Origin of the sequence: Nonomuraea diastatica, assembly GCF_004349015.1 — a bacterium.
Classification (GTDB): Bacteria; Actinomycetota; Actinomycetes; order Streptosporangiales; family Streptosporangiaceae; genus Nonomuraea; species Nonomuraea diastatica.
The window spans coordinates 16171-39425 of the sequence record NZ_SMKP01000091.1 but is presented as its reverse complement, the minus strand read 5'-3'; the positions used below and the strand labels follow the sequence as shown (position 1 = coordinate 39425).

At 71.4% G+C, this 23255-nt stretch carries 26 protein-coding genes; 16 read left to right on the top strand and 10 right to left on the bottom strand.

Annotation, left to right across the window (positions count from 1 at the left end; translation table 11 throughout):
- Together E1294_RS28740 and E1294_RS28735 are read right to left on the bottom strand one after the other, a co-directional pair.
- Window positions 1-2002 (bottom strand): sensor histidine kinase (locus E1294_RS28740; RefSeq protein ID WP_132513466.1); only part of this gene is annotated, 2002 nt, incomplete at its 3' end.
- Window positions 1999-2682 (bottom strand): response regulator transcription factor, encoded by a 684-nt coding sequence (locus tag E1294_RS28735; protein WP_220447987.1) that lies wholly within the window; start codon window positions 2680-2682, stop codon window positions 1999-2001. The genes E1294_RS28740 and E1294_RS28735, both read right to left, overlap by 4 nt.
- A gap of 72 nt (window positions 2683-2754) precedes the next feature.
- On the opposite strand from E1294_RS28735, the gene E1294_RS28730 reads away from it, so the two are divergent.
- The 3 genes from E1294_RS28730 to E1294_RS28720 all read left to right on the top strand — a co-directional run bounded on the left by E1294_RS28730 (window position 2755) and on the right by E1294_RS28720 (window position 5034).
- A complete protein-coding gene (locus E1294_RS28730) occupies window positions 2755-3609 on the top strand; it encodes an arylamine N-acetyltransferase family protein (protein ID WP_132513462.1) in 855 nt (284 codons plus the stop codon).
- 9 nt (window positions 3610-3618) lie between these two features.
- Window positions 3619-4716 carry a protein kinase domain-containing protein gene (locus E1294_RS28725; RefSeq protein WP_132513460.1) on the top strand — a complete coding sequence of 366 codons (1098 nt, stop codon included), beginning with the start codon at window positions 3619-3621 and terminating at the stop codon, window positions 4714-4716.
- Window positions 4717-4839: 123 nt separating this feature from the next.
- Window positions 4840-5034, top strand: a complete 195-nt coding sequence (locus E1294_RS28720) for a hypothetical protein (RefSeq protein ID WP_132513458.1) — start codon at window positions 4840-4842, stop codon at window positions 5032-5034.
- Window positions 5035-5053: 19 nt separating this feature from the next.
- On the opposite strand, the gene E1294_RS28715 is transcribed toward E1294_RS28720, so the two are convergent.
- Window positions 5054-5365 (bottom strand): DUF3817 domain-containing protein, encoded by a 312-nt coding sequence (locus tag E1294_RS28715; RefSeq protein ID WP_132513456.1) that lies wholly within the window; start codon window positions 5363-5365, stop codon window positions 5054-5056.
- Between the two features lie 3 nt (window positions 5366-5368).
- A complete protein-coding gene (locus tag E1294_RS28710; RefSeq protein ID WP_165977523.1) occupies window positions 5369-6151 on the bottom strand; it encodes an SURF1 family protein in 783 nt (260 codons plus the stop codon).
- A 128-nt stretch (window positions 6152-6279) separates the two neighbouring features.
- Between E1294_RS28710 and E1294_RS53025 the strand changes: the two genes are divergently transcribed.
- Both E1294_RS53025 and E1294_RS28705 read left to right on the top strand, forming a co-directional pair.
- Window positions 6280-6456 carry a hypothetical protein gene (locus tag E1294_RS53025; RefSeq protein WP_165977522.1) on the top strand — a complete coding sequence of 59 codons (177 nt, stop codon included), beginning with the start codon at window positions 6280-6282 and terminating at the stop codon, window positions 6454-6456.
- 136 nt (window positions 6457-6592) lie between these two features.
- Window positions 6593-8041 (top strand): flavin-containing monooxygenase, encoded by a 1449-nt coding sequence (locus tag E1294_RS28705; RefSeq protein ID WP_132513454.1) that lies wholly within the window; start codon window positions 6593-6595, stop codon window positions 8039-8041.
- Here E1294_RS28705 and ggt read toward each other — a convergent pair.
- Complete coding sequence (ggt, locus tag E1294_RS28700; protein WP_342775086.1) at window positions 8031-9809, bottom strand: gamma-glutamyltransferase; 1779 nt, start codon at window positions 9807-9809, stop codon at window positions 8031-8033. The genes E1294_RS28705 and ggt overlap by 11 nt on opposite strands.
- A gap of 47 nt (window positions 9810-9856) precedes the next feature.
- On the opposite strand from ggt, the gene E1294_RS28695 reads away from it, so the two are divergent.
- Window positions 9857-10963: a sensor histidine kinase gene (locus E1294_RS28695; protein WP_132513452.1), complete on the top strand. Its 1107-nt coding sequence runs from the start codon at window positions 9857-9859 to the stop codon at window positions 10961-10963.
- Window positions 10960-11607, top strand: a complete 648-nt coding sequence (locus E1294_RS28690) for a response regulator transcription factor (RefSeq protein WP_132513450.1) — start codon at window positions 10960-10962, stop codon at window positions 11605-11607. Before E1294_RS28695 ends, E1294_RS28690 begins: the two co-directional genes overlap by 4 nt.
- 32 nt (window positions 11608-11639) lie before the next feature.
- Here E1294_RS28690 and E1294_RS28685 read toward each other — a convergent pair whose 3' ends face one another.
- Window positions 11640-12149, bottom strand: a complete 510-nt coding sequence (locus tag E1294_RS28685; protein ID WP_132513448.1) for an aromatic-ring hydroxylase C-terminal domain-containing protein — start codon at window positions 12147-12149, stop codon at window positions 11640-11642.
- A 95-nt stretch (window positions 12150-12244) separates the two neighbouring features.
- Between E1294_RS28685 and E1294_RS28680 the strand changes: the two genes are divergently transcribed.
- The 4 genes from E1294_RS28680 to E1294_RS28665 all read left to right on the top strand — a co-directional run bounded on the left by E1294_RS28680 (window position 12245) and on the right by E1294_RS28665 (window position 15091).
- Window positions 12245-13009: a methyltransferase domain-containing protein gene (locus E1294_RS28680; protein WP_132513446.1), complete on the top strand. Its 765-nt coding sequence runs from the start codon at window positions 12245-12247 to the stop codon at window positions 13007-13009.
- On the top strand, window positions 12993-13364 hold the full coding sequence (locus E1294_RS28675; RefSeq protein ID WP_132513444.1) for a VOC family protein: 372 nt from the start codon (window positions 12993-12995) through the stop codon (window positions 13362-13364). The genes E1294_RS28680 and E1294_RS28675 overlap by 17 nt, the downstream gene beginning before the upstream one ends.
- 203 nt (window positions 13365-13567) lie before the next feature.
- A complete protein-coding gene (locus E1294_RS28670; RefSeq protein ID WP_132513442.1) occupies window positions 13568-13873 on the top strand; it encodes an SHOCT domain-containing protein in 306 nt (101 codons plus the stop codon).
- 327 nt (window positions 13874-14200) lie between these two features.
- Window positions 14201-15091, top strand: coding sequence for a sulfite exporter TauE/SafE family protein (locus E1294_RS28665; RefSeq protein ID WP_220447986.1), 891 nt, complete (start codon window positions 14201-14203; stop codon window positions 15089-15091).
- Between the two features lie 6 nt (window positions 15092-15097).
- Here E1294_RS28665 and E1294_RS53020 read toward each other — a convergent pair whose 3' ends face one another.
- Window positions 15098-15265: a hypothetical protein gene (locus E1294_RS53020; RefSeq protein ID WP_165977521.1), complete on the bottom strand. Its 168-nt coding sequence runs from the start codon at window positions 15263-15265 to the stop codon at window positions 15098-15100.
- Window positions 15266-15606: 341 nt separating this feature from the next.
- Here E1294_RS53020 and E1294_RS28660 point away from each other — a divergent pair, with 341 nt between their 5' ends.
- Together E1294_RS28660 and E1294_RS28655 are read left to right on the top strand one after the other, a co-directional pair.
- Window positions 15607-16233 (top strand): hypothetical protein, encoded by a 627-nt coding sequence (locus E1294_RS28660; RefSeq protein WP_132513440.1) that lies wholly within the window; start codon window positions 15607-15609, stop codon window positions 16231-16233.
- A 176-nt stretch (window positions 16234-16409) separates the two neighbouring features.
- Window positions 16410-17807 (top strand): tetratricopeptide repeat protein, encoded by a 1398-nt coding sequence (locus tag E1294_RS28655; protein WP_132513439.1) that lies wholly within the window; start codon window positions 16410-16412, stop codon window positions 17805-17807.
- 79 nt (window positions 17808-17886) lie between these two features.
- Here the strand turns inward: E1294_RS28655 and E1294_RS28650 are convergent, their stop codons facing one another.
- A complete protein-coding gene (locus E1294_RS28650) occupies window positions 17887-18255 on the bottom strand; it encodes a VOC family protein (protein ID WP_132513437.1) in 369 nt (122 codons plus the stop codon).
- 59 nt (window positions 18256-18314) lie between these two features.
- Here E1294_RS28650 and E1294_RS28645 point away from each other — a divergent pair, with 59 nt between their 5' ends.
- Both E1294_RS28645 and E1294_RS28640 read left to right on the top strand, forming a co-directional pair.
- Window positions 18315-18632, top strand: coding sequence for a PadR family transcriptional regulator (locus tag E1294_RS28645; RefSeq protein WP_132513435.1), 318 nt, complete (start codon window positions 18315-18317; stop codon window positions 18630-18632).
- Window positions 18629-19078, top strand: a complete 450-nt coding sequence (locus E1294_RS28640) for a VOC family protein (RefSeq protein WP_132513433.1) — start codon at window positions 18629-18631, stop codon at window positions 19076-19078. The genes E1294_RS28645 and E1294_RS28640 overlap by 4 nt, the downstream gene beginning before the upstream one ends.
- Here the strand turns inward: E1294_RS28640 and ald are convergent.
- Both ald and E1294_RS28630 read right to left on the bottom strand, forming a co-directional pair.
- Window positions 19075-20184: an alanine dehydrogenase gene (gene ald, locus E1294_RS28635; protein WP_132513431.1), complete on the bottom strand. Its 1110-nt coding sequence runs from the start codon at window positions 20182-20184 to the stop codon at window positions 19075-19077. The genes E1294_RS28640 and ald overlap by 4 nt on opposite strands.
- Before the next feature lie 61 nt (window positions 20185-20245).
- Window positions 20246-21628, bottom strand: a complete 1383-nt coding sequence (locus tag E1294_RS28630) for an aspartate aminotransferase family protein (RefSeq protein WP_132513429.1) — start codon at window positions 21626-21628, stop codon at window positions 20246-20248.
- 266 nt (window positions 21629-21894) lie between these two features.
- Between E1294_RS28630 and E1294_RS28625 the strand changes: the two genes are divergently transcribed.
- Complete coding sequence (locus tag E1294_RS28625; RefSeq protein ID WP_132513427.1) at window positions 21895-23250, top strand: M20/M25/M40 family metallo-hydrolase; 1356 nt, start codon at window positions 21895-21897, stop codon at window positions 23248-23250.
- Window positions 23251-23255 lie beyond the last annotated feature (5 nt).

Genomic DNA, 23255 nt, shown 5'->3' with positions numbered 1-23255 from the left:
CGCCCGGCCCGGCATGGACGCTTGCGGGACGCACCGGCCCGCCCGCCGCGCCGCCGTGGCCGGCCATCGCGCCCGCCTGCCAGCCCGCGCCCCCTGCCTGCCCTTGGTAGGGACCCACCCGGTAAGCCGCTTCCACTGTGCGCCGCGCCGACCCCGCCCCCATGGCCACGCCCACGGCGCCCATGCCGGCGACGCTCACAACGAGCGTGACCAGCGCGAATCCGGCGCCCGCGGCGATGCCGGCGAACGCGGCGGCGACCAGCCCCACCGCGAACCCGACCAGCAGTCCGATGACCCCGCCGCCGATCATTTTGGCGTAGCTCGCCCCGACGGGCGGCAACCCGCCGGGCACGGTCGGGTCCACGGCCCTCCCTCCAGCCGTCGCCATGACGCCATTGGCCGCAAGCCCCGCCGAGGCCGCCGCAACGGCACCGGCGTCCGTCGCAGGAGCACCCTCGACACCCCGGCCGGACACCCCGGCCCCCGCCGGCGAACCATCCCCGGCACCACGGCCGACTGACGCCCCCGCAACCCGAGCAGCATCGTCACCACGACCGGGCTCCGGTACGCACCATGCCGTGGCGCCTTCGGCGGACGGCTCCCCGCTGTCACCCGCGGACACGGGACCGGCCGTGACGCTCATCACGGCACCGGCACCGGCGGGAGCGGCTCGGGTCTCCTGCGACCCCGGCAGTGACCCTCCGTCGTCCGCCGTCGCGACGGCGCCCTCCACAACGTCGCTCTCCCGTCCCGCGGCGCTCCCCGGAACGCCCCCCGGCGCTGGAACGGCTCCCTGCGCGGAAACAGCCCCAGGCGTCGCAGCGCTCCCCAGCGCCGAAACGGCCCCAGGCGTCGCAGCGCCCCCCGGCGGGGGAACGGCCCCAGGCGTCGATGCGGTCTCCGCGCCGAGATCGGCGACAACCTTTTCCCGCGCCTGTCTCTCATCGGACGGCGCGGCCTGCGGCCGTTCGTCCCCCGTGCTTCGTTCGTGTTCCAATGGCGTGTCCGCCATCGTCGTCCTCCCTGGTAATTCGACGACCATCCGGCACCCCGGCCAGTCGTCGATGCGGATGGAACCCCCGTGCAGCTCGACGATCTCCTTCACGATGGCCAGCCCCAGTCCCGCGCCCCCCGCGTCGGCGGTGCGTCCCGCGTCCAGCCGGGAGAAGCGTTCGAAGACGCGCTCCCTGGCCGCCGCCGGGATGCCGGGACCCGGGTCGGTGACGGCGAGCCGTGCCGAGTCGCCCTCTTCGGCGCCGCTGACGGTGACCACGCCGCCCGGCGGGCTGTGGCGTACGGCGTTGTCGAGGAGGTTGGACAGGACCTGGGCGAGCAGGTCGGGGTCGGCGCGCACCCCCAGCCCGCCCGGGACCGCCGACCGGATGGTGACGTCGTCGCGGGCCAGCGACGCCTCGCGGACCGCCTGCTCGACGAGCCGCGCCAGCTCGACGGGCTCGGGCTCGATGAGGCGTACCCCGGAGTCCAGCCGCGACAGGTCGAGCAGCTGGGCGACGAGCCGTCCGAGCCGCTCGGTCTGGGCGAGCGCTGTCGACATGGTGACGGGGTCGGGCGCGGAGACGCCGTCCACGACGTTCTCGAGGATGGCGCGGAGCCCGGTGATGGGGGTGCGGAGCTCGTGGCTGACGTTCGCGACGAGCTCGCGCCGCTGCCGGTCGACCTCGCCGAGGTCGGCCGCCATCGCGTTGAACGCCCTGGCCAGCTCCCCCACCTCGTCGCGCGAGGTGGCGTTGACGCGCAGCGTGTAGCTGCCCTTGGCGATCGTCTGGGCGGCGCTGGCCATCTGGCGCAGCGGCTTGGTCATGCCCATGGCCAGCACCTGCACCATGATCAACGCCAGGACGACGGCGACCGCGATGCGCACCTCGCTGGACAGGCCGGAGGCGATGCCGACCTCGTTCACCACGAACGCCGTGCCCACGGCCAGCACGATCACGATGCCGAGCTTGACCTTGATCCGGCCGAGGAAGTCGAGCGGCCTCATTGCCGCACCAGCGCGTAGCCGACGCCGTGGACGGTGCGCACCACGTCGGAGCCGAGCTTGCGGCGCAGCGCCCGTACGTGGCTGTCGACGGTCCTGGTCGCGGCGGCTTCGGAGAAGCCCCACACGTCGGACAGCAGCCGGTCACGCTCGAAGACCTGTCCGGGCCGCTCGGCCAGCCGCCGCAGCAGGTCGAACTCCGTCCTGGTGAGCTGCGCCTCCACGCCGCGCACGAACACCCTGCGGGCCGCGGTGTCGATCTCGACCTCGCCGACCCTGATCACGGTGTCCTCGACGGCTAGCTGGGAGGCCCGTTCGACTCTGCGCAGCAGCGCGTGGATCCTCGCGACCAGCTCGCGCATGCTGAACGGCTTGGCCAGGTAGTCGTCGGCGCCGACGCCGAGCCCGACGAGCACGTCGGTCTCGTCGCCGAGCGCGGTCAGCATGAGCACGGGCACCGGCCTGGCCGCCTGCATCCGGCGGCACACCTCTAATCCGTCGAGACCGGGCAGCAGCCGGTCGAGGATCACCAGGTCGGGTTCGGCCCTGCCGTACTGCACGAGCGCGTCCTGCCCGTCGCCCGCCACCCTGACGTCGAACCCCTCGGCCGCCAGTCTGTTCCTGACGGCCAGGGCGATCGTCACATCATCCTCGACCACGAGGATGCGCCGCTGCTCTGCCACGTACGGAAGCCTAGAAGCGCCCTGTGCAGACGACACTGCCGAAGTTGTGCACATCCGGTGCAGACTGGGCGGGTGAACACCGTCGCATATCTGCGCCGCCTCGGCCTGCCCGATCTGCTCGGCGCTCCCGTCAGCGCCGAGAACCTGCGGGCTCTGCACGCCGCACACGTCGAACGGGTCCCGTACGAGGCCCTGGAGATCTGGCTGGGCCGCCCCACCACCGTCGATCCCGTCGAGTCCGCCGAGCGCGTCATCCGCGGCCGCGGCGGCTACTGCTACCACCTCAACGGCGCGTTCTCCGAGCTGATCAGGTCGCTCGGCTACGACGTGACCCGGCATGTCGGCGGCGTCCAGAACCGGGGCGCCGAGCCCGGCGTCACCGCCAACCACCTGGTGCTCACCGTGCGCGGCCTGCCGGCGGACGGCAACCCCGGCGGCGAGTGGCTGGTCGACCTCGGGCTCGGCGACGCCCTGCACGAGCCGCTCCCGCTGGTCGCGGGCTCCTACCGGCAGGGCCCTTTCACGTACGGGCTGCGCCCCTCGGAGGTCGCGCCCGGCGGCTGGCGGTTCGATCACGATCCGAGTGGTTCGTTCGAGGGTATGGACTTTGATCCGGTACCCACGGACATGTCGGCCTTCGTCAGCATGCATGAACATTTGACGACGTCTCCGACGTCCGGGTTCGTCCGGGTCGCCGTCGTCCAACGGCGCGACGGCTCCGGCGTCGACATCCTGCGCGGGCTCGAACTGCGCCGTGTGGGGACAGGCGCGCACACGATCATCCTGGACACGGCACGCGACTATTTCGCGGCCCTGGCGGACGTGTTCGCGCTGCCGCTCGACGACGTGAGCGCTCCGGAGAAGGAGAAGCTCTGGCGCAAGGTCCACGACGCCCACAGGGCCTGGCTGGCGGGCGATCCCGCATGATGGCCACGCGTGCGCACGGGCGCTATCGTGCACCTCGAGATGGGTGAGACCAGCAAGCTGGCCGGCCGCTACCGGCTGCTCAACCCCCTGGGTGCAGGGTCCGTCCTCCTGGCCTTCGACGAGGCGCACCATCGTGACGTCGCGGTCAGGCGGCTGCGCGTCCCCGCCGAGTTGCGCGACGCCGCGCTGCACGAGGCGCGCCGGGCCACCACGCTGCGGCACGCCTCGATCGTGCGGGTGCTGGACGTCGTGATCGAGAATCGCACGCCGTGGCTGGTGATGGAGTTCGTCTCGGGCGCCTCGCTGGAGCAGGCCGTGCGCTCGCGCCGGCCGCTGCCCGTCCCGCAGGCGGCGAGGGTCGGGGTCTGCGTCCTGTCGGCGCTGGCCACCGCGCACGAGGCGGGCATCGTGCACGGGCGGGTCGATCCCGGCAACGTGCTGCTCACCACGACGGGGCGGGCGGTGCTGACGGGGTTCGGCTTTCCCAGCCTCAGCATGTTGCCGTCCGCCGACCTGTGGTCGATGGCCGCCACGCTGCACTTCGCGGTCGAGGGACGTCCGCCCGGCCAGATGCCCGCGGAGGGCGCCGACCCGCTCAGATCCCTGGTCAGGGCGATGCTGCACCCGGCGGGGGCGCCGCCGATGGACGTGGTGCGCGAGACGCTCGACCGGCTGGCCGTGGACCGCCCGCTCGACGCGGTCATCGCGGGCTCGGGCCCGCTGCCGCCCGCGGGCGCGGCCGCGATCGGGCTGGCCCTGCTCGACTGCCTGCTGGCCGTCGGCGAGTTCCACGGCGGGGTGCAGCCGGGCAACGTCATGATCGACGGCAGCGGGCGGGCGCGGCTCCTGCCGCTGCTGCGAGCGGGCACGCTCCCCGCCTACACCGCCCCCGAGGGCGCCCAGAGCCAGGAGGCCGATCTGTGGTCGCTGGGCGCGACGCTCTTCACCGCGGTCGAGGGCGTTCCTCCCGCTCCTGGCGCGCCGCTGACGAGGGCGGGCACGCTGGCTCCTGTCCTGTTACGGCTGCTGTCGCGGCATCCGCAGAACCGTCCGACTCCCGACGAGCTCCGCTCCGAGCTGCTCGCGATCATGGCTCAACAGGGTTGAAAGCCTGGGCAACGATTGCGATACATCGCGAGCGGAACAACGACGGCCGCCCCACTCGTTGGACAGACGACGCACAATATGGAAGAGGCGGGGCGCGCGCTCCGCGTTCGGAGGATGTTGAGGATGTCGCCAGTCCAGAAGTACGCCATCGGCGCAGGCGCCGCCGTCCTGCTGTCGCTGATGATCTTTGGCACCGGCTTTATCACCCTGCTGGTTGTCCTCGGCGTGGTCGCCGCTCCGGTGATCGGTTACCTGATGCTCGACCCGTCGCAGCGCGAGCGCCTCAAGAGGGCGCGCAAGCGCGGCATCGGCTCATGACCCCGCCCGGCGGAGGCCCTCAGGCCTCCGCCGCGGTCAGCGCCGTCTGCACCCGCTGGGTCACCCTGCGCTCGACGTAGAACGACAGGAACGGCACCGTGCCGCCCAGCATGACACCGAGCATGTACGGCCACGTCCAGCGTGCCTTCATGCCCAGATTCATGACGGTGACGAGATAGATCATGTAGAGCCCGCCGTGGATGGGGGCGATGATCTTCGACAGGGCAGCCTGGTCGAAGCCATAGCGCAGCACCATGCCGACGCACAACACCAGCAGCATGACGCCGACCACGTAAGCCAGCACCCGGAAGGGCTTCAGAGCCGATTCCACGATTTAACCTTCCAGAGCCATCTCAGGGGACCTGCCCCGTTCCCGATCCGCTCGTACGGCGTCGCGTACGAAGTGGAACCACATGAAAACGGCGAATCCGGCAAAGATCCACCAGTTCGCGGCGTAAGCGAGGTTACGCCAGGTGAGCGTGCCGCCGACCACGGGCGGGGCGACCTTGACCTGCGCCAGCGAGCCCGACGGTGGTTGCGCCACGACATAACCGGCACGCACCTTCTGCCCCGTCCACAGGTTGATCAGTTCGCCCGTGGACACCGTCTGCACCTGACCGGCCGGCAGCCCCTCACCGCGGCGCTGCACGCTGTCGGTGCCCTGCTGCGGGCGCAGCCGCCCCGACACCGCGATCCGGCCCTCCGGCACGGCCGCCACCGCGGGATCGCCCGACGTCTTCACCCAGCCGCGCACCACCGGCATCAGCGTGCCGTCGTCGAGCCGGAGCGGCGTGAGGACCCAGTAGCCGTGGTCGCGGGAGACGTTGCCACCGGGGGCGTCGACGTCGGGCCGGCGGTCGGCCACCAGGAGCTGACGGCCGGCGTCGTAGACGCCCTCCGCGGTGACCCTGCGGCCGACGGCCTCACCGTTCAGCTGAGGACTCACCTGGGCGAGCGTGGTGACCGCGACAGGCGCGGGATCAGTGGAGGCGTGCGGCTTCCCCGAGTCCTGGAAGACGCCGAGCTGCCAGCGGCCGAGCAGGATGAACGCGATGAGGACCCCGATGGTCAGCAGGTGCAGCCCCAGCATGCGTGGGGAGAGAAGGGTCCTCAACATGCCTTAAAACTATCCGCCGGGTGGGGTGGTCCTCCCATCAGGCCGCCCCTGCGGCAGGGTGTGCTTCACCCCTACAGATCCCGCCAAACGCCGCAAACGTCACAGGCGCTCACGCTAAGCTGCTGCTCATGTCTGACCAGCATATTGACCCGGCGGGCAACACCCAGCAGTTCCGCGCGTTCGCACAGCGGCGCGAGCAGGAAGCTTCGACCCCGCCGAAGAAGTCGCCCATTGTGCCCATCATCGCCGTCGTCGTCGTCGCGGTCGTGATCGTCGGCGTCGTCGCCTTCCTCCTGCTCCAGTAGGCATCCGACCAGGACGACCCGCCGCGGAGGCCGTGGCGGGTTTTCGTCATTCCTGTGACGGGTTTCACCCTGGACCCGATCGGCGGCCACTCCATACATTGGATTTATCGTCCAATAGGTGCGCCGGGGAGGTCGCATGGCTGGGATAGTGATCGTCGGCGCCGGCCTCGCCGGCGTCTGCATGGCCATCAAGCTCAAAGAAGCCGGCCACCACGACTTCGTCACTCTGGAGAAGGCCGGCGACCTGGGTGGCACCTGGCGCGACAACACCTATCCCGGATGCGCGTGCGACGTGCCGTCGCACATGTACTCCTACTCGTTCGACCTCAATCCGGACTGGTCGCGGATGTTCGCGCCGCAGCACGAGATCCACGACTATCTGCGGTCATGCGCGGACAGGTACGGCGTGACCCCGCACATCCGGTACGGCAAGCACGTCACCGCCCTCGAGTACGACGACGCCCGCCGCTCCTGGACGGTCACCACGGACGACGGCGGCACGCTGCGCGCGAACGCCGTGATCTCCGCGATCGGCGCCCTGCACATCCCCAAATACCCCGAAATTTCGGGACGCGAGTCGTTTGCCGGACCGGCCATGCACTCCGCAGCCTGGGACCACTCCCTCGACCTGACCGGCAAGCGGGTCGCCGTCATCGGCACCGGCGCCTCCGCCGTACAGTTCGTCCCCAAGATCGCCCCCATCACCCGGGAGCTCACCGTCTTCCAGCGCACGGCCCCCTGGCTGCACCCCAAACCCGACATCGCGCTCCCACCCCGCGCGCGCGACGTGCTGCGCCTGCCCGGCATGGCCAGGACGCTGCGCACCGCCCTCTACTGGGCCCTGGAGTCGCGCGCGCTCGGATTCGCCGTCGACCCGCGCCTGATGAAGGCGCACGAGAAGCTGGCGCTCAAGCACCTGGCCGCCCAGGTCCCCGACCCCGACCTGCGCCGCAGGCTCACCCCCGGCTACCTCATCGGCTGCAAGCGCATCCTGATCTCCAGCGACTACTACCCGGCCCTCATGAGGGACGACGTCAAGCTGGTCACCGACGAGATCACGGAGATCAGGCGGCACTCGATCGTGGATGCCGCCGGGCACGAGCACCCCGCCGACGCGATCGTCTACGGCACCGGCTTCCGGGTGCTGGACTCGCTCGCCGAGCAGCACATCGTCGGCAGGGGCGGCGTGAAGATCCAGGACGTCTGGCAGCACGGCATCCAGACCTACTACGGCATCACCACCTCCGGCTTCCCCAACCTGTTCTTCCTGCTCGGCCCCAACACCGGCCTCGGACACAACTCGGTCGCCTTCATGATCGAGTCGCAGGTCCGTTACGTGATCGGCTGCCTGCGCCTGCTGTCCAGGACCCGGGCCAGAGCCCTCGACGTCAAGCCGGAGGCGCAGCGGGCGTTCGACCGGAGGCTGCGCGAGCGGCTCGACCCGCTCGTGTGGAACGCGGGCGGTTGCCGGTCCTGGTATCTGGACGAGCACGGAGTGAACAGGACGATCTGGCCGGGCTTCACCTTCGAGTACTGGGCGCGTACGCGGAAGGTGAAACCCGGCGCCTACCAGCTCATCTTCTAGCCGGCTTCACGACCATCGCGCTGCCGCCGCCCCGGCGGCTCGGCTCGGCCACGGCCTGGATGCGGCCCCTGCCGAGGAATTCCAGCGCCGTGGCGGCGCCGATCTCCGGGTTGAGCACGAAGCTGTGCCCCTTGGCCCCCAGCTCGGCCTGGTGCTCGGCCAGGAACGCCTGCTCGGCCTGCGTCTGCTCGGTGTTGCGCTGGGTGGCGCGCGGCGCCGCCAGCGCATCCGGCAGGCTCATGCCGAACTCGTACCGGTTGACCAGGATCTGCAGCACGGTCGTGATGATGGTCGAGCCGCCCGGCGAGCCGGCCGCCAGCACCGGCCTGCCGTGGTCGAACACCAGCGTCGGCGCCATCGACGAGCGCGGCCGCTTGCCGGGACCCGGCAGGTTCGGGTCGCCGGGCGCCGGGCCGAACGTGAAGTCGGTCAGCTCGTTGTTGAGCAGCACACCCCGCCCCGGCACGACGATGCCGTTGCCGCCGGTGGACTCGATGGTCAGGTTGTAGGCGACCACGTTGCCCCAGCGGTCGGCGACGACCAGGTGGGTGGTCTCGGGACCTTCCGACGCGATCGGCGCGGCGCTGCCCGCAGGCTGCGGGCACGGCTCGTACGAACCGTCAGGGCTGCCGGGCGCGGCCGGGTGCGCCATCGCCGTGTCGCCGATCTGGCAGGCCCGCTCCTTGGCGAAGCCGTCGGACAACAACTGCTCGAGCGGCACTCCGGGGATGTCGCCGACGTACGCGCCGCGGTCGGCGAAGGCCAGCCTGGACGCCTCCAGGTATTCGTGCAGGCCGACCTCGGGCAGGGCCTCCAGGATGTTGAGCGCCTCCCCGACCGTGGAGCCGCCGGAGGACGGCGGGGCCATGCCGTACACGTCCATGCCCTTGTAGGAGACCTTGGTGGGCTCGCGCAGCAGCGCCCGGTAGGCGCGCAGGTCGGACAGCTCCATCAGGCCGGGCCGGACGTTACGGGTGCTGCCGGGGGTGACCGGGGGGCGCTTGACGGTGGCCACGATCTCCTTGCCGAGCTGCCCGCCGTACAACCAGCGGGGGCCGCGCCTGGCCAGCTCGCGGTATGTGGCGGCGAGCTCCGGGTTCCTGAAGACCGAGCCGACGGGCGGCGGGGCGCCGTTCGGGAGGTAGAGCTCGGCCGTGGAGGTGAAGTCCTTGAAGCGGTCGGCGTTGGCGGCGGTCTGGTCGTGGAAGGTCTGGTCGACGACGAAACCCTTCGACGCCACGTCGATGGCGGGCCGCAGCGCCTTGGCGAGCGAGATCGTGCCGAATCTCCGCAGGGCGAGGTCCCAGTTCGCGACCGTGCCCGGCACGCCGGCGGACAGGCCGCTGGTGACGCCCTCCTCGAACGGGATGCCCTCCAGCGTGGTCGCGGTCATCGCCCTGGGCGCGGTCTCGCGGCCGTCGATCGTGAAGACCTTCCGCTTCCTGGCGTCGTAGTAGACCATGAAGCCGCCACCGGCCAGGCCCGACGAGTACGGCTCCGTGACGCCGAGCACCGCGCCCGCGGCGACGGCGGCGTCCATGGCGTTGCCGCCCTTCCTGAGCACGGAGACGGCGGCCCTGCTGGCGTCGAGGTCGACGGTGGCCACGGCGCCGCCGTACCCCTCCGCGACCGGCGCCTTCTGCGGGGGCTGTGCCGGCGCGGGCGCCGCCGGAACGAGCGAGACGAGGACTGCTGCTGCGGGAACGATCACTCGGCGCATGGTGTCCACGATGACCCAGGTACGCCCGTCGTGGTAGGGCCCCCTCACACACTGGGATGATGCGCTGGTCAAAGCGTTGATCTAGCGTGTATGACGTGCGCAGGAAGTACGGATTCGACCCCTACCTCGCCCTGATCGTGGCCGCCGCCCAATTCGTGATCGGCAAGGGCGCGTCCTGGGGGCAGCGGTTCTTCAGGGAACCGCTCGATCCCTATGCCTACGGGCTGCTGCTGGTCGGGCCGCTGGCGATCCTGCTGCACCGGCGTTTCCCGCTTCTCACGACCGCCGCCGCGCTGGCCGCCTGCGACCTGTTCCTGATCGGCGGTTACGCCTACGGCCCCAGCTTCATCAGCCCGGCGATTTTGCTGTTCCTGCTGGTCACGCGGGGCAGGCGGCTGATGGCCTGGACCATGGCCGGGGCGACGCTGCTGTCGTTCCTCACCTACGCCTGGCTGATCGGCAGGCGCGACCTCTTCCACAACGTGTGGATCCTGACCTTCATCATGCTGCTCATGGTGCTGGCCGAGCTGGTCAGGATCGTCAGGGAACGCCGGGCAGAACGCGAGCGCACGGCCGAGGAGGAGGCCAGGCGGCAGGCCAGCGAGGAGCGCCTGACCATGGCGCAGGAGCTGCACGACGTGCTCGCGCACAACATCTCCCTCATCCACGTCCAGGCCAGCACCGCGCTGCACCTCATCGACGCCAACCCCGAGCAGGCGAGGACCGCGCTGTCCACCATCAAGACGGCGTCGAAGGAGGTGCTCGGCGAGATGCGCTCGGTGCTGAACGTCCTGCGCGAGGGCGCACCCCGGGCCCCCACCGCCGGGCTCGACCGCCTTGACGAGCTGGTGGAGCGCTCCGGGGTGAACGTGACGCTCAAACGCGCCGGCTCCCGGCCGCTGCCGTCCCAGGTGGAGCGGGCCGCGTACCGGATCGTGCAGGAGTCGCTCACCAACGCCGCCCGGCACGCCCCCGGCTCGGACGTCACCGTGCACCTGGAATACGGCGAGCACGAGCTGCTCATCGCGGTGGCCGACACGGGCGCGACGGACGTTCCCCTCCTGTCCGAGGCCGGCAGCGGCAACGGCATCCCCGGCATGCGCGAGCGGGCCTCCGCCCTCGGCGGCACGCTGGTCGCAGGCCCGTCAGGCGCCGGCTTCCAGGTCGAGGCCCGGCTCCCCCTACCTGAGGAGACCCCATGATCAAGGTGCTGCTGGCCGACGACCAGGCGCTGGTGCGCGCGGGCTTCAAGGCGCTGCTCGACGCCCAGCCCGACATGACCGTGGTGGCCGAGGCCACCGACGGCGCGGAGGCGGTGCGGCTGGCGGGCGAGCACCAGCCCGACGTGGTGCTGATGGACATCCGCATGCCGGGCACCGACGGGCTGACCGCCACCCGGCAGATGCCGCCGGGGCCGCACATCATCATCCTGACGACGTTCGAGCTGGACGAATACGTCTTCGAGGCGCTGCGCGGCGGCGCCAGCGGCTTCCTGGTCAAGGACACCGAGCCGGCCGAGCTGATCCAGGCCGTCCGGGTGGTCGCGGCCGGCGAGGCGCTGCTGTCGCCCAGCGTGACCCGCCGCCTGATCGCGGAATACGCCACCCGTGCCAAGGCCCCGGTCGCCGTCGACGGGCTCGACCAGCTCACCGAGCGCGAGCGGGAGGTGCTCGCCCTGGTCGGCACCGGCATGACCAACGACGAGATCGCGGCCAAGCTGTTCATGTCGCCGGCCACGGCCAAGACGCACGTGAGCCGGGCCATGATGAAGCTGCACGCCCGCGACCGCGCCCAGCTCGTCGTCATCGCCTACGAGTCGGGGCTGGTGAAGCCCGGCTGGGCCTGACGGGCTTCAGCCGGAATGCGGGCCGGAGCGTCCTAGGACGCGAACCAGGCGGACACCGCATCGGCCATGCCCGCCGTGCCCGCCGTGCCCGCCGTGCCCGCCCAGGCCACGTAGCCGTCGGGGCGGATCAGCAGCGCGTCGGCGGGCGGGTCGTCGCAGCGCGCCCTGACCACCTCGATCCACTGGTCGTCGAGCCCGCCTGCGCCGCCGCCCAGGTCAAGGAGCACGGGACGGCCCGCGCGCATCAGCTCGGCCACCCTGCGCCCGTCCGCCAGGGCCAGGTCGGGGACGAACCGGCCGACCAGCGGATGGTTCCCCGACCCGTAGCGAGCGCCGGCGTCGTGCAGCAGCCCGGCCAGGTGGCGGGCCGGTCGCTCGAACGCGAACACCTCGGCGAGCAGCTCGCGCAGCGCGGCTCCGTCCTCGCCCTCCGCGCGGTCGATCGCCGCCTGGGCGCGGGTCTGCAGGAGCGTGCGCTCACCGACCGGCCGGGCGCTCGGCCTGCTGGCGCAGGCGCACCCCGATCCCGCCGCGCAGGTCATCGACCAGCTCGGGATCGACCGCGCGGCGGTGCGCAGCCGCCTCGCGTGACGAAATACGGTTGAACGCCGGGCCCGGCCCCTGACAAGGTCGGAGGATGCGGCGCACGTACGACGACCTCGTTCATGAGGCGGCCGGCGTCTCCGTTGACGGCTGGGACTTCTCCTGGCTCGACGGCCGGGCCACCGAGGAGCGCCCGTCATGGGGCTATGCCAGGCTGCTCGGCGAGCGGCTGGCGACGGTCAGGTCCGCGCTCGACATCCAGACGGGCGGCGGCGAGATCCTGGCCGGGGTTCCCACACTGCCTCCGGTGACCGTGGCCACCGAGTCGTGGCCGCCCAACCTCCGGCTGGCCGCCTCCCGGCTGCGCCGGCGCGGCGCCTGGGTGGTGGCCGACGACGAGGAGCCGCGCCTGCCGTTCGTGAGCGGCGCCTTCGACCTGGTGACCAGCCGCCACCCCGTGGAGACGTGGTGGAAGGAGATCGCCCGCGTGCTGCGGCCCGGCGGCTCCTACCTCTCCCAGCAGGTCGGGCCCAGGAGCGTGTTCGAGCTCGCGGAATTCTTCCTCGGCCCGCTCGACGGCTCGGCCCGCGGCATCGAGCAGGCGAGGCGGGAGGCCGAGTCCGCCGGGCTAGAGGTGCTCGACCTGCGGTCCGAGCGGTTGCGCATGGAGTTCCGCGACATCGGCGCGGTCGTCTACTTCCTGCGCAAGGTCATCTGGATCGTGCCGGGCTTCTCCGTCGAGCGCCACCAGGAAAGGTTGCGCGCGCTGCACGACCGGATCGAAAACGAAGGGCCGTTCGTGGCCCACTCCGCCAGGTTCCTGATCGAAGCGAGGAAACCCGATGGCCAAGCTGCGTGACGTGGTGGTCGACTGCCGGCACCCGGCCTCCCTGGCGAGGTTCTGGGCGGCGACGCTCGACGGCTACGCGGTGGCCCCCTACGACGAGGCCGAGCTCGCGCGGCTGCGCGCCAACGGGATCGACGACCCGGAGGACGACCCGACGGTGCTGGTCGAGGGCGGGCCGCCCCGGCTGTGGTTCCAGCACGTGCCGGAGCACAAGGTGGTCAAGAACCGGCTCCACCTCGACCTGGACGCCGACGACCCCGCCGCCGAGATCGACCGCCTCACCGGGCTGGGCGCCACGGTGGTGGACACCCGCGACGACTGGGTGGTCATGGCCGACCCGGAGGGCAACGAGTTCTGCGTGTTCTGACCCCGGCTCGCGGACGGCGGGAAAGCGCCGCGCCCACCCCGGGGCGCGGACGACCGGACGAGGTCAAGCGCCGCGCCTACCTCCGCGGGCGTACACCGGCCCACCCCTGAGCACTCCCTCGGGCGCAGGGGAAACAGGACCCGGCGTGTGATTCGCCGGACGGCCCCTTGGCGGATTCTGGAGGCAACCGTCAAGGAGGAGACATGAACACCATCGCACTGCTGGCGCCCCACTGGGGCGGCTCCGGATTCTGGCCGATCATCCCGCTGTTCTGGGGCCTGTTCTGGGTCGGCGTCGTGGCGCTCGCCATCACCGCCCGGCGCAAGGGCTGGTGGGGTCCTCGGCAAGCGCGCCAGGCCGGACCTGCCGGAGCTGCCGGACCTGCCGGGCCTGCCGGGTCACCCACCGCGTCCGCGGAGCAGATCCTCGCCGAGCGGTACGCCCGCGGCGAGATGGGCGACGACGAATATTTCGAGAAGCTCTCCGTTCTCAAGGGCGGGGCATCGTGACTTGCGCCCCGGCCTGAGATCCGGTGATTCCCGTATCGCTCAAGCGGCGGTTCGCGGCGCGTCACCCGCGCCACGAACCGCCGTTCGTGTGCTCGCGGCCGACGCGGTCGTGGGCCTTGCCTCCGACGCAGAGCCCCGGGTGCTGAGCGACGATCGTCCCGCGCCTCCACCCAAACGTCACCGTGGGTGCGACAACTGTCACTCGCCGCATGCGGGAGGCCGGGTTACGTTGCGGGTACGGGCTTCGTAGAGAGTGGGGACAACCATGCGGTCCATCACCGACTTCCGCCGCACGTTCGCCGGCCGCGCCGTGCTCGCCCGCTGAGCGTGAGCGCCGCCGCTCTGCTCGCCGGTGGGGTCGCCGCCGGGCTCGTGGCCGGCACCGCCTCGTGCACCGCCGCACAGGGCGGGCTGCTCGTGGGACTGGCCGACGGCCGCCACGGGCGTGATCCCGCGCTCGTGGCCTGGTTCCTCGCCGGCCGGCTGGCCTCCCACACGACCGCCGGCGCGCTGCTGGGGCTGCTCGGCTCGGCCGTCACCCTGCCGCCGCGGGCGCGGGCCGTGCTGCTCGTCGTGGCCGGCGCCACGGTGATCGTCTTCGCGGTCCGGCTCATGCGGCGCGGGCACGCCGGCTGCGCGCCGCCGCCGTCGCGGGCTCCGTCGAAATACACCGCACCGCTGCTGGGCGCGGCCACCATCCTGGTGCCCTGCGGCGTGACGCTCGGCGTGGAGCTGGTCGCCGTCTCCAGCGGGTCCCCGGTGGCGGGGGCGGCGGCCATGGCGGGGTTCGTCATCGGTACGGCGCCGGCGTTCGCGCTGCTCGGCTATGTCCTGCGGCGCGTCTCGCGTACCCGGCTGGCCAGGCTCGCCGGGGTCGCCGCGATCGCCGCCGGGCTCTGGACCGCCGGCTCGGGGATCAGCCTCGGCGGCTGGCTGCCCGCCCCCGACCCCGCGCAGGCGGTCAGCGGGCCGGGAGGCCAGACCGTCACGGTCTGGGCCACCCGCGACGGCTACCGCCCGGCCATCGTCTCGGCCCGCGTCGGCGTGCCCGTCGAGGTCGTCTTCAAGGTGGCCGAGCACGGCTGCACGGGCACCGTCGTGATCGACGGCCGCGACGTCGCCCTGCCGGCCACCGTACGCCTGCCGCCGCAACGGCCGGGAAGCCTGCGCTACGTCTGCGGGATGGGCATGTACTCCGGGATCCTCACCTTCTCCTGAACCCAGCTACCGGATCTTGGCCAGGTCGATGAAGTGGAGATCGCCCTTGAGCGTGTAACTGATGAGCCTGCCCGTCGGGTCCGTGGAAGATCTGATGGAGTAGCCCTCACCCTGGACGCCCAGAGAGCCGGACTTGCCAGTGTCCAGGTCGTACAGCCCCACGCCGGCGGGCATCCGGTCGCCGTACGCCGAGATGTAGAAGCGGTCCTGGTCAGCGGTGCCGGGTGCACACGGCCAGGGACGATCTTCTGCGACGAGCCGCCCCGGCGCCGGAAGAAATGCTCACCCTCCGCGGTCCAGCCCAGGCAGATGGTCACGCCGCAACCGCGTAGCGTCACGCCCGGGTGAGTGACGGCCGTTCTGGTCTCGCCGATCTCCACGTTCCGGATCCGGCCGAAATACGTGCCCTGGGGCTCCCCTCCCAACCCGGGAGTGCCGGCCCAGGGCCAGGCCAGACCTGCCTGCAAAAAGCAGACCCTAGATCGCCCGCCGCGCGTCGGGGGATGATGGCCGTCATGGAAGGCGGTCGCGAGCCTAGGAAGAAGCTCCAGTTCGTTACGCTCCTTACGCTGCTCAGCATTGTGGTGGCACTGGGCGCCTGGCTGCTGCCCGATCCATTCGCCTGGGGGCCGGAGCCGGGCTCCGGCGCCAAGGGCGACCCGCCGGCCACCCGGTCGCCCTGGCAGGAATCGACGCTGCCGCCCAAGAGCTCGGAGTCGAAGGGTGATGAGGGGATGGCCTACGCACAGGTGTACGACGCGCGTGAACTACGGGTACCGGCTGCGTCCTGCGGAACCACCCACGTCGACCTGGACGGCCCGGTCGTGACCAGTTCCGACCCCTCGTCCACACCGGAGCTGGAGTACATCGACGACTTTCCCTGCGATCCGCCGGTCCGTCCGGTCCTGGAAACGTGGCCCGACTTGTCGATCAGTGAGGGGCCGGCGCAAGGCGATCCCGCCAAGTGCGCGCTGGCCGTGAACGAGCAGCCCGGGTTCGCCAACAAGGAGAGGCCTCAGGCGGGGCGCCACTTCTGCCTCACCACCGACCAAGGCTTGGTGGTGTCCGCCAGCGTAACGAAGATGGAAGGGACCACCATGTACTTGCTCGTGCGGGCATGGCAGCCGGCCGGACAGCCCTGAAGAGCGCGTCGACTGCGGGACCCGAACACAATCGCCCTTCGTCGTACCTCACCTCCGAGAGGGATCGACCGCGGAGACCGTTGCACGGCCACGCGGCCGGACCGCGCCCGTTCACCCTGGAGCACTTGTCGGCGATTACGGTTCGCGATCGCGTGATCACGTGCCACTCTGTCGCCATGGCCTGGCAAGGAGAGGTGACGGCGCCGGCCGTACCGGCGCCACGTGTGGGAGACGAGCACGAGTTGCTGGCCGCGGCGCGTACGGGCGACGCGCAGGCCGCGCACCGGCTCGGCAAGCTCTACGCCCAGCACGGTGACCGCGCGGCCGCCAAGCACTGGTGGGAGCGGGCTGCCGCGGGCGGCAACGTCGACAGCGCCTACAACCTGGGCGTCTGGCACGAGAAGCACGGCAGCCTGGAGGAGGCCGTCTCCTGGTACGAGCTGGCCGCGAGCACCGGCGACGCCGAGGCCGCGGCCAACCTGGCCACGCTGCTGCTCGAACAGCGCGGCGACGCGGCGGCCGCCAGGGGCTGGTTCGAGGCCGCGGCGCGCAACGGGTCGAGGGCGGCCGCCCGCAGGCTCGCCCTGCTGTGCGAGGACTCGGGCGAGCTGGCGGCCGCGCGCGAATGGCACCGCCAGGCGGCCGCCGACGGCGACGTGGCCTCGGCGCACGACCTGGGGTTCCTGGCTTATTCCGCGGGCGACGACGAGGAGACCGTGCACTGGTGGGAGCGCGGGGCCAGGGCCGGCCACGCCGAGTCGGCGCACTGCATGGGTCTTTACCTGCACGCCAGCCGCGACCCTGAGGGGGCGGAGGGCTACTACCGGCTGGCCGCCAAGGACGAGCACGCCGGTGCCTCGTCCCGGCTCGGCGGTCTCGCGCTGTCCAGGGGCGACCTGCGTACGGCCCGCGCCTGGTTCGAACGCGCGGCGGGCGCCGGGCGGATGGAGGACCAGCGGATGGCCGGGTTCGTCTGCGTGGAGCTGGGCGACAGCGCGGCGGCCAGCCACTGGTTCGGCCGGGCGGCGGCCGGCGGCGACCCCGAGTCGGCCTACAACTACGCGCTGCTGCTCATCGCCGAGTTCGGCGATCTGGCGGGCGGGCAACACTGGTTCAGGCAGGCGGCGCTGGCCGGGCACCGCGAGGCCGCGGTCGAGCTGGGCGGGCTGCTGTCGGTGGCGGGGGAGCACGGCGAGGCGCGCGAGTGGCTGTCCGGCCCGCCGCCGCCTGCCTGCGGGCGGCATCGGGGCCGGTCCGCCGAGCCGGAGCTGACGGCGAGGGCGGAGCTGGCCGCCGCCGCGACCGGGCGCAGGGGCGGGGTGCCGCTGGACGTGGCGGACCTGACGGAGGTGCTGGGCACGTGGGATGTGGTGACCCGGCCGCTGCACGACCATTCCGAGGTGATCGGGTGGCTGGTGGAGCGGAGCGGGGTGCACGTGAGCGCGATCGAGCATCTGGCGTCGGTGCGCGGCACGCTGCTGCGTCCCGGCAGCGCGCCGTGGCCGAGCCCGGGCGAGCTCCGGCACGTCCTTGCCACCGCGCGCGACCTGCGCAGGCGGTTGGGGATGCGCTGACCGGCCGAGGTGAACCGGCTGCGCGACCGGCCGGGCGCACGATGACCGGCGTTGGCCGAGGCGGAACCCGGTGCGGTGATCAGCGCTGGCCGAGGTGGAACTGGTGGCCTTCGTCGTCCTTGAAGACGGCCGACCGGCCCCACGGCTGGCGCTGCGGCTCCTGGACGAACTCGACGCCGCGCGCCACGAGCTCCTCGTGCGTCCTGACGATGTCGTCGGCCTGGAACAACACGTAGTGGGGCATGCCCTTGACCGGCGTGGGCCAGTCGGGGGCGGCCTTGAGGAGGACCAGCCGGGCACCCCCGTCGGGCGGCTCGACCTCGATCCAGCGGTCGTCGCCGTAAGGCATGTCGGTGGTGACCGTGAAGCCCATCTTGCCGGTCCAGAAATCGACCGCGCGCTGCTGGTCGTCGACGTAGAGGGTGACCTGGCTGACGTTTACCGCCATCGTACCTCCCAAAGTATATCCATAACGGATATAACCAGAGTGGTGCTATCGTGTCAATCATGCTCACCGCCGCCGGGTTCCACGTGCTCCTGGCCCTGGCCAGCGGCCGCGGGCATGGCTACGCGGTGATGCGGTTCATCGAGGAGATCAGCGGCGGCGCGGTCAAGCTGGGGCCCGGCACGCTCTACCGGACCATCAACCGGCTGGTGGCCGACGGGCTGGTGGAGGAGTTCGACGCCGGAGACCCGGCCGCGCCCCACGACGCCAGAAGGCGCTACTACAAACTGACCCCGCAGGGTGAGCGGGCCGCACGGGACGAGGCCGAGCTGATGACCCGCCTGGTGACGGCCGCGAGAAAGGCAGGCCTGATCACATGACGTCGCTACGGCCGCAAGGATTGTGCCCGCACCTGTTCGTGCGCGACGCGGAGGCGGCGATCGGGTTCTACCAGGAGGGCCTGGGCGCGGTCGAGGTGTTCCGCAACACGCTGTCCGACGGGACGATCCTCTTCGTCGAACTCCAGCTCGGCGCCGGACGGCTGCTGGTCAGCGAGGAGACGCCCGCCTTCGGCGCGCCGGCCCCGCCGACGCTGGGCGGCAGCCCCGTGCTGATCCTGCTGGAGGTCGACGACCCCGACGCGGTGGCCGAGCGGGCGATCGGCGCGGGAGCCGAGGTGGAGATGCCGGTGGGCGAGATGTTCTGGGGCGAGCGGTACGGCGTGCTGCGCGACCCCTTCGGCCACCGCTGGGCCGTGACGACCGCCAGGGAACAGCTCACCCCCGAGGAGATCGTGCGGAGCACGACGTACCGCGTGGACGACTAGACGAGTTCGGTCACCGGCGTGTACGCCAGCCCGAGCGCCTCGGCGACCGGCTGGTTCGCCAGCCGGCCGTCATGCGTGTTGAGCCCGCCCGCGAGCCCCGCGTCGGCCTTGACGGCCTCCCGCCAGCCCATGTTCGCCAGCTTGACCGCGTACGGGAGGGTCGCGTTGGTGAGGGCGTAGGTGGAGGTGTTGGCGACGGAGCCCGGCATGTTGGCCACGCAGTAGAAGACCGATCCGTGCACCGTGTAGGTGGGCTCGGCGTGCGTGGTCGGGCGCGAGTCCTCGAAGCAACCGCCCTGGTCGATGGCGATGTCGACGAGCACCGAGCCCGGCTTCATACGGGACACGAGGTCGTTGGAGACCAGCGTCGGGGCCTTGGCGCCGGGGATCAGCACCGCGCCGATGACCAGGTCGGCCCCCAGGACCTCCCGCTCGATCGCGTACGACGTCGAGACCAGCGTCTTGAGCCGGCCCTGGTAGATGGCGTCGATGAAGCGCAGCCGGTCGACGTTGGTGTCGAGCACGGTCACGTCGGCGCCCATGCCGACGGCGATCTGGGCGGCGTTCAGCCCCGACACGCCGCCGCCGATCACGACCACCCTGGCCGGGGCCACCCCGGGCACGCCGCCCGGCAGGACGCCGCGGCCGCCGTTAAAGCGCATCAGGTTGTACGCGCCGACCTGCGGCGCGAGGCGGCCGGCGACCTCGGACATCGGGGCGAGCAGCGGCAGCGCCCCGCCGACCTGCACCGTCTCGTACGCGATGCCCGTGGTCCTGGCTTTGAGCAGGGCGTCGGTGCACGGGCGCGAGGCGGCCAGGTGCAGGTACGTGAACAACACCAGCCCCTCGCGCAGCCGGTGGTACTCCTCGGCGACCGGCTCCTTCACCTTGAGCACCAGGCTCGCCTCGTCCCACACCGCGTCGGCGCTGTCGACGATCTTGGCGCCCGCCGCCAGGTATTCCTCGTCCGTGATGGACGAGCCCAGGCCCGCGCCCCGCTGGACGGTGACGTCGTGGCCGTTGCGCACGAGTTCGTGAACGCCCGCGGGGGTCGCCGCGACCCGGTATTCGTGGTTCTTGACCTCGGCGGGAACGCCGATCTTCATCGGTGGATCCTTTCGCGCGCCGGCACGCCGTCGTACCGGATGGTGTTACGGCGAGCGGCCCCTAGAGGCGCGCCCATGCCTCGGTGAGCACGTTGCGGAGAATGGACCCGATCTCGGCGAACTCCTCGGGTCCGGCGATCAGCGGGGGCGCCAGCTGGATGACGGGGTCGCCGCGGTCGTCGGCGCGGCAGTAGAGGCCCGCTTCGTACAGCGCCTTGGACAGGAAGCCGCGCAGCAGCCGCTCCGACTCCTCGGCGTCGAACGTCTCCTTGGTGGTCTTGTCCTTGACCAGTTCGAGGCCCCAGAAGAAGCCGGAGCCGCGCACGTCGCCGACGATCGGGAGGTCGCGCAGCCCGTCGAGGGTCTCCTTGAACAGCGGCTCGTTCCTGGTGACGTGGCCGAGGAGGTCTTCGCGCTCGAAGATGTCGAGGTTGGCCAGCGCGACGGCGGCGGAGACGGGGTGGCCGCCGAAGGTGTAGCCGTGCGGGAACATGGTGTCGCCGTCCTTGAACGGCTCGAACAGCCGCTCATGCGCGATCATGGCGCCGATGGGCGAGTAGCCGCTGGTCAGGCCCTTGGCGCAGGTGATGATGTCCGGCACGTAGTCGAACTTCTGGCCGCCGAACATGGTGCCGAGCCGGCCGAACGCGCAGATGACCTCGTCGGAGACGAGCAGCACGTCGTACTCGTCGCAGATTTCGCGCAGGCGCTGGAAGTAGCCCGGGGCCGGAGGGAAGCAGCCGCCGGCGTTCTGCACGGGCTCGGCGAAGACGGCGGCCACCGTGTCGGGGCCCTCCATCTCGATGGCGCGGGCCACGCGCTCGGCGGCCCAGAAGCCGTACTCCTCGGGGGTCATGCCCTTGACGCCGGTGATCTCGTCGGCGCGGTAGTGGTTGGTGTTGGGCACCCTGATGGAGCCGGGCACGAGCGGCTCGAACATCTCCTTGAACGCCGGGATGCCGGTGATCGACAGGGCGCCCTGCGGGGTGCCGTGGTAGGCGATCTGGCGGCTGATGACCTTGTGCTTGAGCGGCTTGCCGACGAGCTTGAAGTACTGCTTGGCCAGCTTCCACGCGGACTCGACCGCTTCGCCGCCCCCGGTGGTGAAGAAGACGCGGTTGAGCTCGCCGGGGGTGTAGGAGGCCAGGCGTTGGGCCAGCTCCGCCGCCTTGGGGTGGGCGTAGGACCACAGCGGGAAGAACGCGAGCTCCTGGGCCTGTTTGGCGGCGGCCTCGGCGAGCTCCTGGCGCCCGTGCCCGGCCTGGACCACGAAAAGCCCGGCCAGGCCGTCGAGATAGCGCTTGCCGTGGATGTCGTAGATGTAGGAGCCCTCACCGCGGACGATGGTCGGGATCTCGGACTGCTGGTAGGAGCTGTGCCTGGTGAAGTGCAACCACAGGTGGTCTTGCGCGGCCTTGAGGACGTCGTTTTCCGGCTGCGTCATGGCTATCTTCCCTCGTGTCTGACTTCCCACAGTTTGCCTGTTCCCCTGGGACTTGCCAAGCGAATCGGTCGCGACACTATGCAAGAAAATCGAGATCCGCAGAACCGCTCTGTAACAGCAACGAAATCCGCACATCTGCTGCCGTGACTCAGCACGTTTTCCGCGTCATGGAACCTCGTATCCTCCTCTCATGACGGCAAAGCGCCTGTCACCCTGTAGAACTGTTCGAGAAATCTCTGTGAGAACGACCCCCGGGGGAACCGTCCGTGACTCCTGACCAGATCGAAAGCGCTGTCGCCGCCGCGATGCCCCAAGGCGTCGAGGAGCTCAAGCGGCTCGCCGCCATCCCTTCCGTGGCCTTCCCCGGGCATCCGGAGGAACCGGTGCGCGCCGCCGCCGCGCTGACGGAGGAACTGCTGCGTTCCGCCGGTCTGCCGCGCGTCCAGCAGGTGCAGGTGGAGGGGAGCTTTCCCGCGGTCTACGGCGAGGCGCCCGCGCCGCCCGGCGCGCCCACCGTCCTGCTCTACGCGCACTACGACGTGCAACCCGCCGGCGACCTGGCCGCGTGGCGCACCCCGCCGTTCGAGCCGACCCTGATCGACGGCCGGCTGTACGGGCGCGGCTGCGCCGACGACAAGTCCGGCGTCATCGCGCACGTCACCGCCCTGCGCGCCTTCCAGGGCCGGTTCCCGGTGGGCATCAAGGTCATCATCGAGGGCCAGGAGGAATACGCGGGCGAGCGTCTGGAGGCGTTCGTCGAGCAGAACCCCGAGCTGCTGCGGGCCGACGCCATCGTCGTGGCCGACACCGGCAACCCGCGCGTGGGCGACGCCTCGGTCACGACGTCGCTGCGCGGCATGGCCGCCTTCACCGTCGAGGTCCGCACGCTGCGCGAGTCTTTGCACAGCGGATCGTTCGGCGGCGCCGCCCCCGACGCGCTGGCGGCCCTGATGCGCATGCTGACCGCGCTGCACGGCGACAACGGCGAGGTCCGGGTGCCGGGCCTGCCCAGGGGCAGCTTCTTCGGCCAGGGGCCGGCGGAGGAGGAGTTCAGGCAGACGGCCGGCGTGCTCGACGGGGTCTCGCTGGTGGGCGCCGGCTCGCTGGCCGACCGCCTGTGGTCGTCATACTCGATCACCGTGACCGGCATGGACGTGCCGACGGTGTCGGGCGCGGTCAACGCCGTGCAGCCGACCGCCAGGGCCAGGGTGACGATCCGCATCCCGCCGGCCGGCGACCCGAGGACGACGATCAATGCGGTGACGGAGTTCCTGCGGCAGGTGGCGCCGTGGGGTGTGCAGGTGGCGTTCGGCGACGTCGTCGTGGGCTCCGGCTTCCAGGCCGACTCGGGCGGCAAGGCCAGGTCGGCGCTCAACCGGGCGATGGAGCGCGCCTTCGGCCGCCCGCCGCGCGACGTGGGCGCGGGCGGGTCGATCCCGTTGGTCAACACGCTGCTGAAGCAGTACCCCGCGGCGGAGATCCTGCTGTTCGGCGCGGAGGACGAGGGCGCCGCCATCCACGCGCCCAACGAGCGGGTCGACCTGGAGGAGCTCCGCCGCGTCGCCACCACGGAGGCGCTGTTCCTGCACGAGCTGAGCCTCCCGTCGGCGCTCGGCGTCTAGGAGGG

Excerpts from the sequence above, each read along its gene's own strand:
- E1294_RS28720 (WP_132513458.1), top strand. The coding sequence starts at position 4,840 with ATGTCGCCAGTCCAGAAGTACGCCATCGGCGCAGGCGCCGCCGTCCTG.
- E1294_RS28710 (WP_165977523.1), bottom strand. The coding sequence starts at position 6,151 with ATGTTGAGGACCCTTCTCTCCCCACGCATGCTGGGGCTGCACCTGCTG.
- E1294_RS53025 (WP_165977522.1), top strand. The coding sequence starts at position 6,280 with ATGTCTGACCAGCATATTGACCCGGCGGGCAACACCCAGCAGTTCCGC.
- E1294_RS28705 (WP_132513454.1), top strand. The coding sequence starts at position 6,593 with ATGGCTGGGATAGTGATCGTCGGCGCCGGCCTCGCCGGCGTCTGCATG.
- E1294_RS28690 (WP_132513450.1), top strand. The coding sequence starts at position 10,960 with ATGATCAAGGTGCTGCTGGCCGACGACCAGGCGCTGGTGCGCGCGGGC.
- E1294_RS28685 (WP_132513448.1), bottom strand. The coding sequence starts at position 12,149 with ATGACCTGCGCGGCGGGATCGGGGTGCGCCTGCGCCAGCAGGCCGAGC.
- E1294_RS28680 (WP_132513446.1), top strand. The coding sequence starts at position 12,245 with ATGCGGCGCACGTACGACGACCTCGTTCATGAGGCGGCCGGCGTCTCC.
- E1294_RS28675 (WP_132513444.1), top strand. The coding sequence starts at position 12,993 with ATGGCCAAGCTGCGTGACGTGGTGGTCGACTGCCGGCACCCGGCCTCC.
- E1294_RS28670 (WP_132513442.1), top strand. The coding sequence starts at position 13,568 with ATGAACACCATCGCACTGCTGGCGCCCCACTGGGGCGGCTCCGGATTC.
- E1294_RS53020 (WP_165977521.1), bottom strand. The coding sequence starts at position 15,265 with ATGCCCGCCGGCGTGGGGCTGTACGACCTGGACACTGGCAAGTCCGGC.
- E1294_RS28660 (WP_132513440.1), top strand. The coding sequence starts at position 15,607 with ATGGAAGGCGGTCGCGAGCCTAGGAAGAAGCTCCAGTTCGTTACGCTC.
- E1294_RS28655 (WP_132513439.1), top strand. The coding sequence starts at position 16,410 with ATGGCCTGGCAAGGAGAGGTGACGGCGCCGGCCGTACCGGCGCCACGT.
- E1294_RS28650 (WP_132513437.1), bottom strand. The coding sequence starts at position 18,255 with ATGGCGGTAAACGTCAGCCAGGTCACCCTCTACGTCGACGACCAGCAG.
- E1294_RS28645 (WP_132513435.1), top strand. The coding sequence starts at position 18,315 with ATGCTCACCGCCGCCGGGTTCCACGTGCTCCTGGCCCTGGCCAGCGGC.
- E1294_RS28640 (WP_132513433.1), top strand. The coding sequence starts at position 18,629 with ATGACGTCGCTACGGCCGCAAGGATTGTGCCCGCACCTGTTCGTGCGC.
- ald (WP_132513431.1), bottom strand. The coding sequence starts at position 20,184 with ATGAAGATCGGCGTTCCCGCCGAGGTCAAGAACCACGAATACCGGGTC.
- E1294_RS28630 (WP_132513429.1), bottom strand. The coding sequence starts at position 21,628 with ATGACGCAGCCGGAAAACGACGTCCTCAAGGCCGCGCAAGACCACCTG.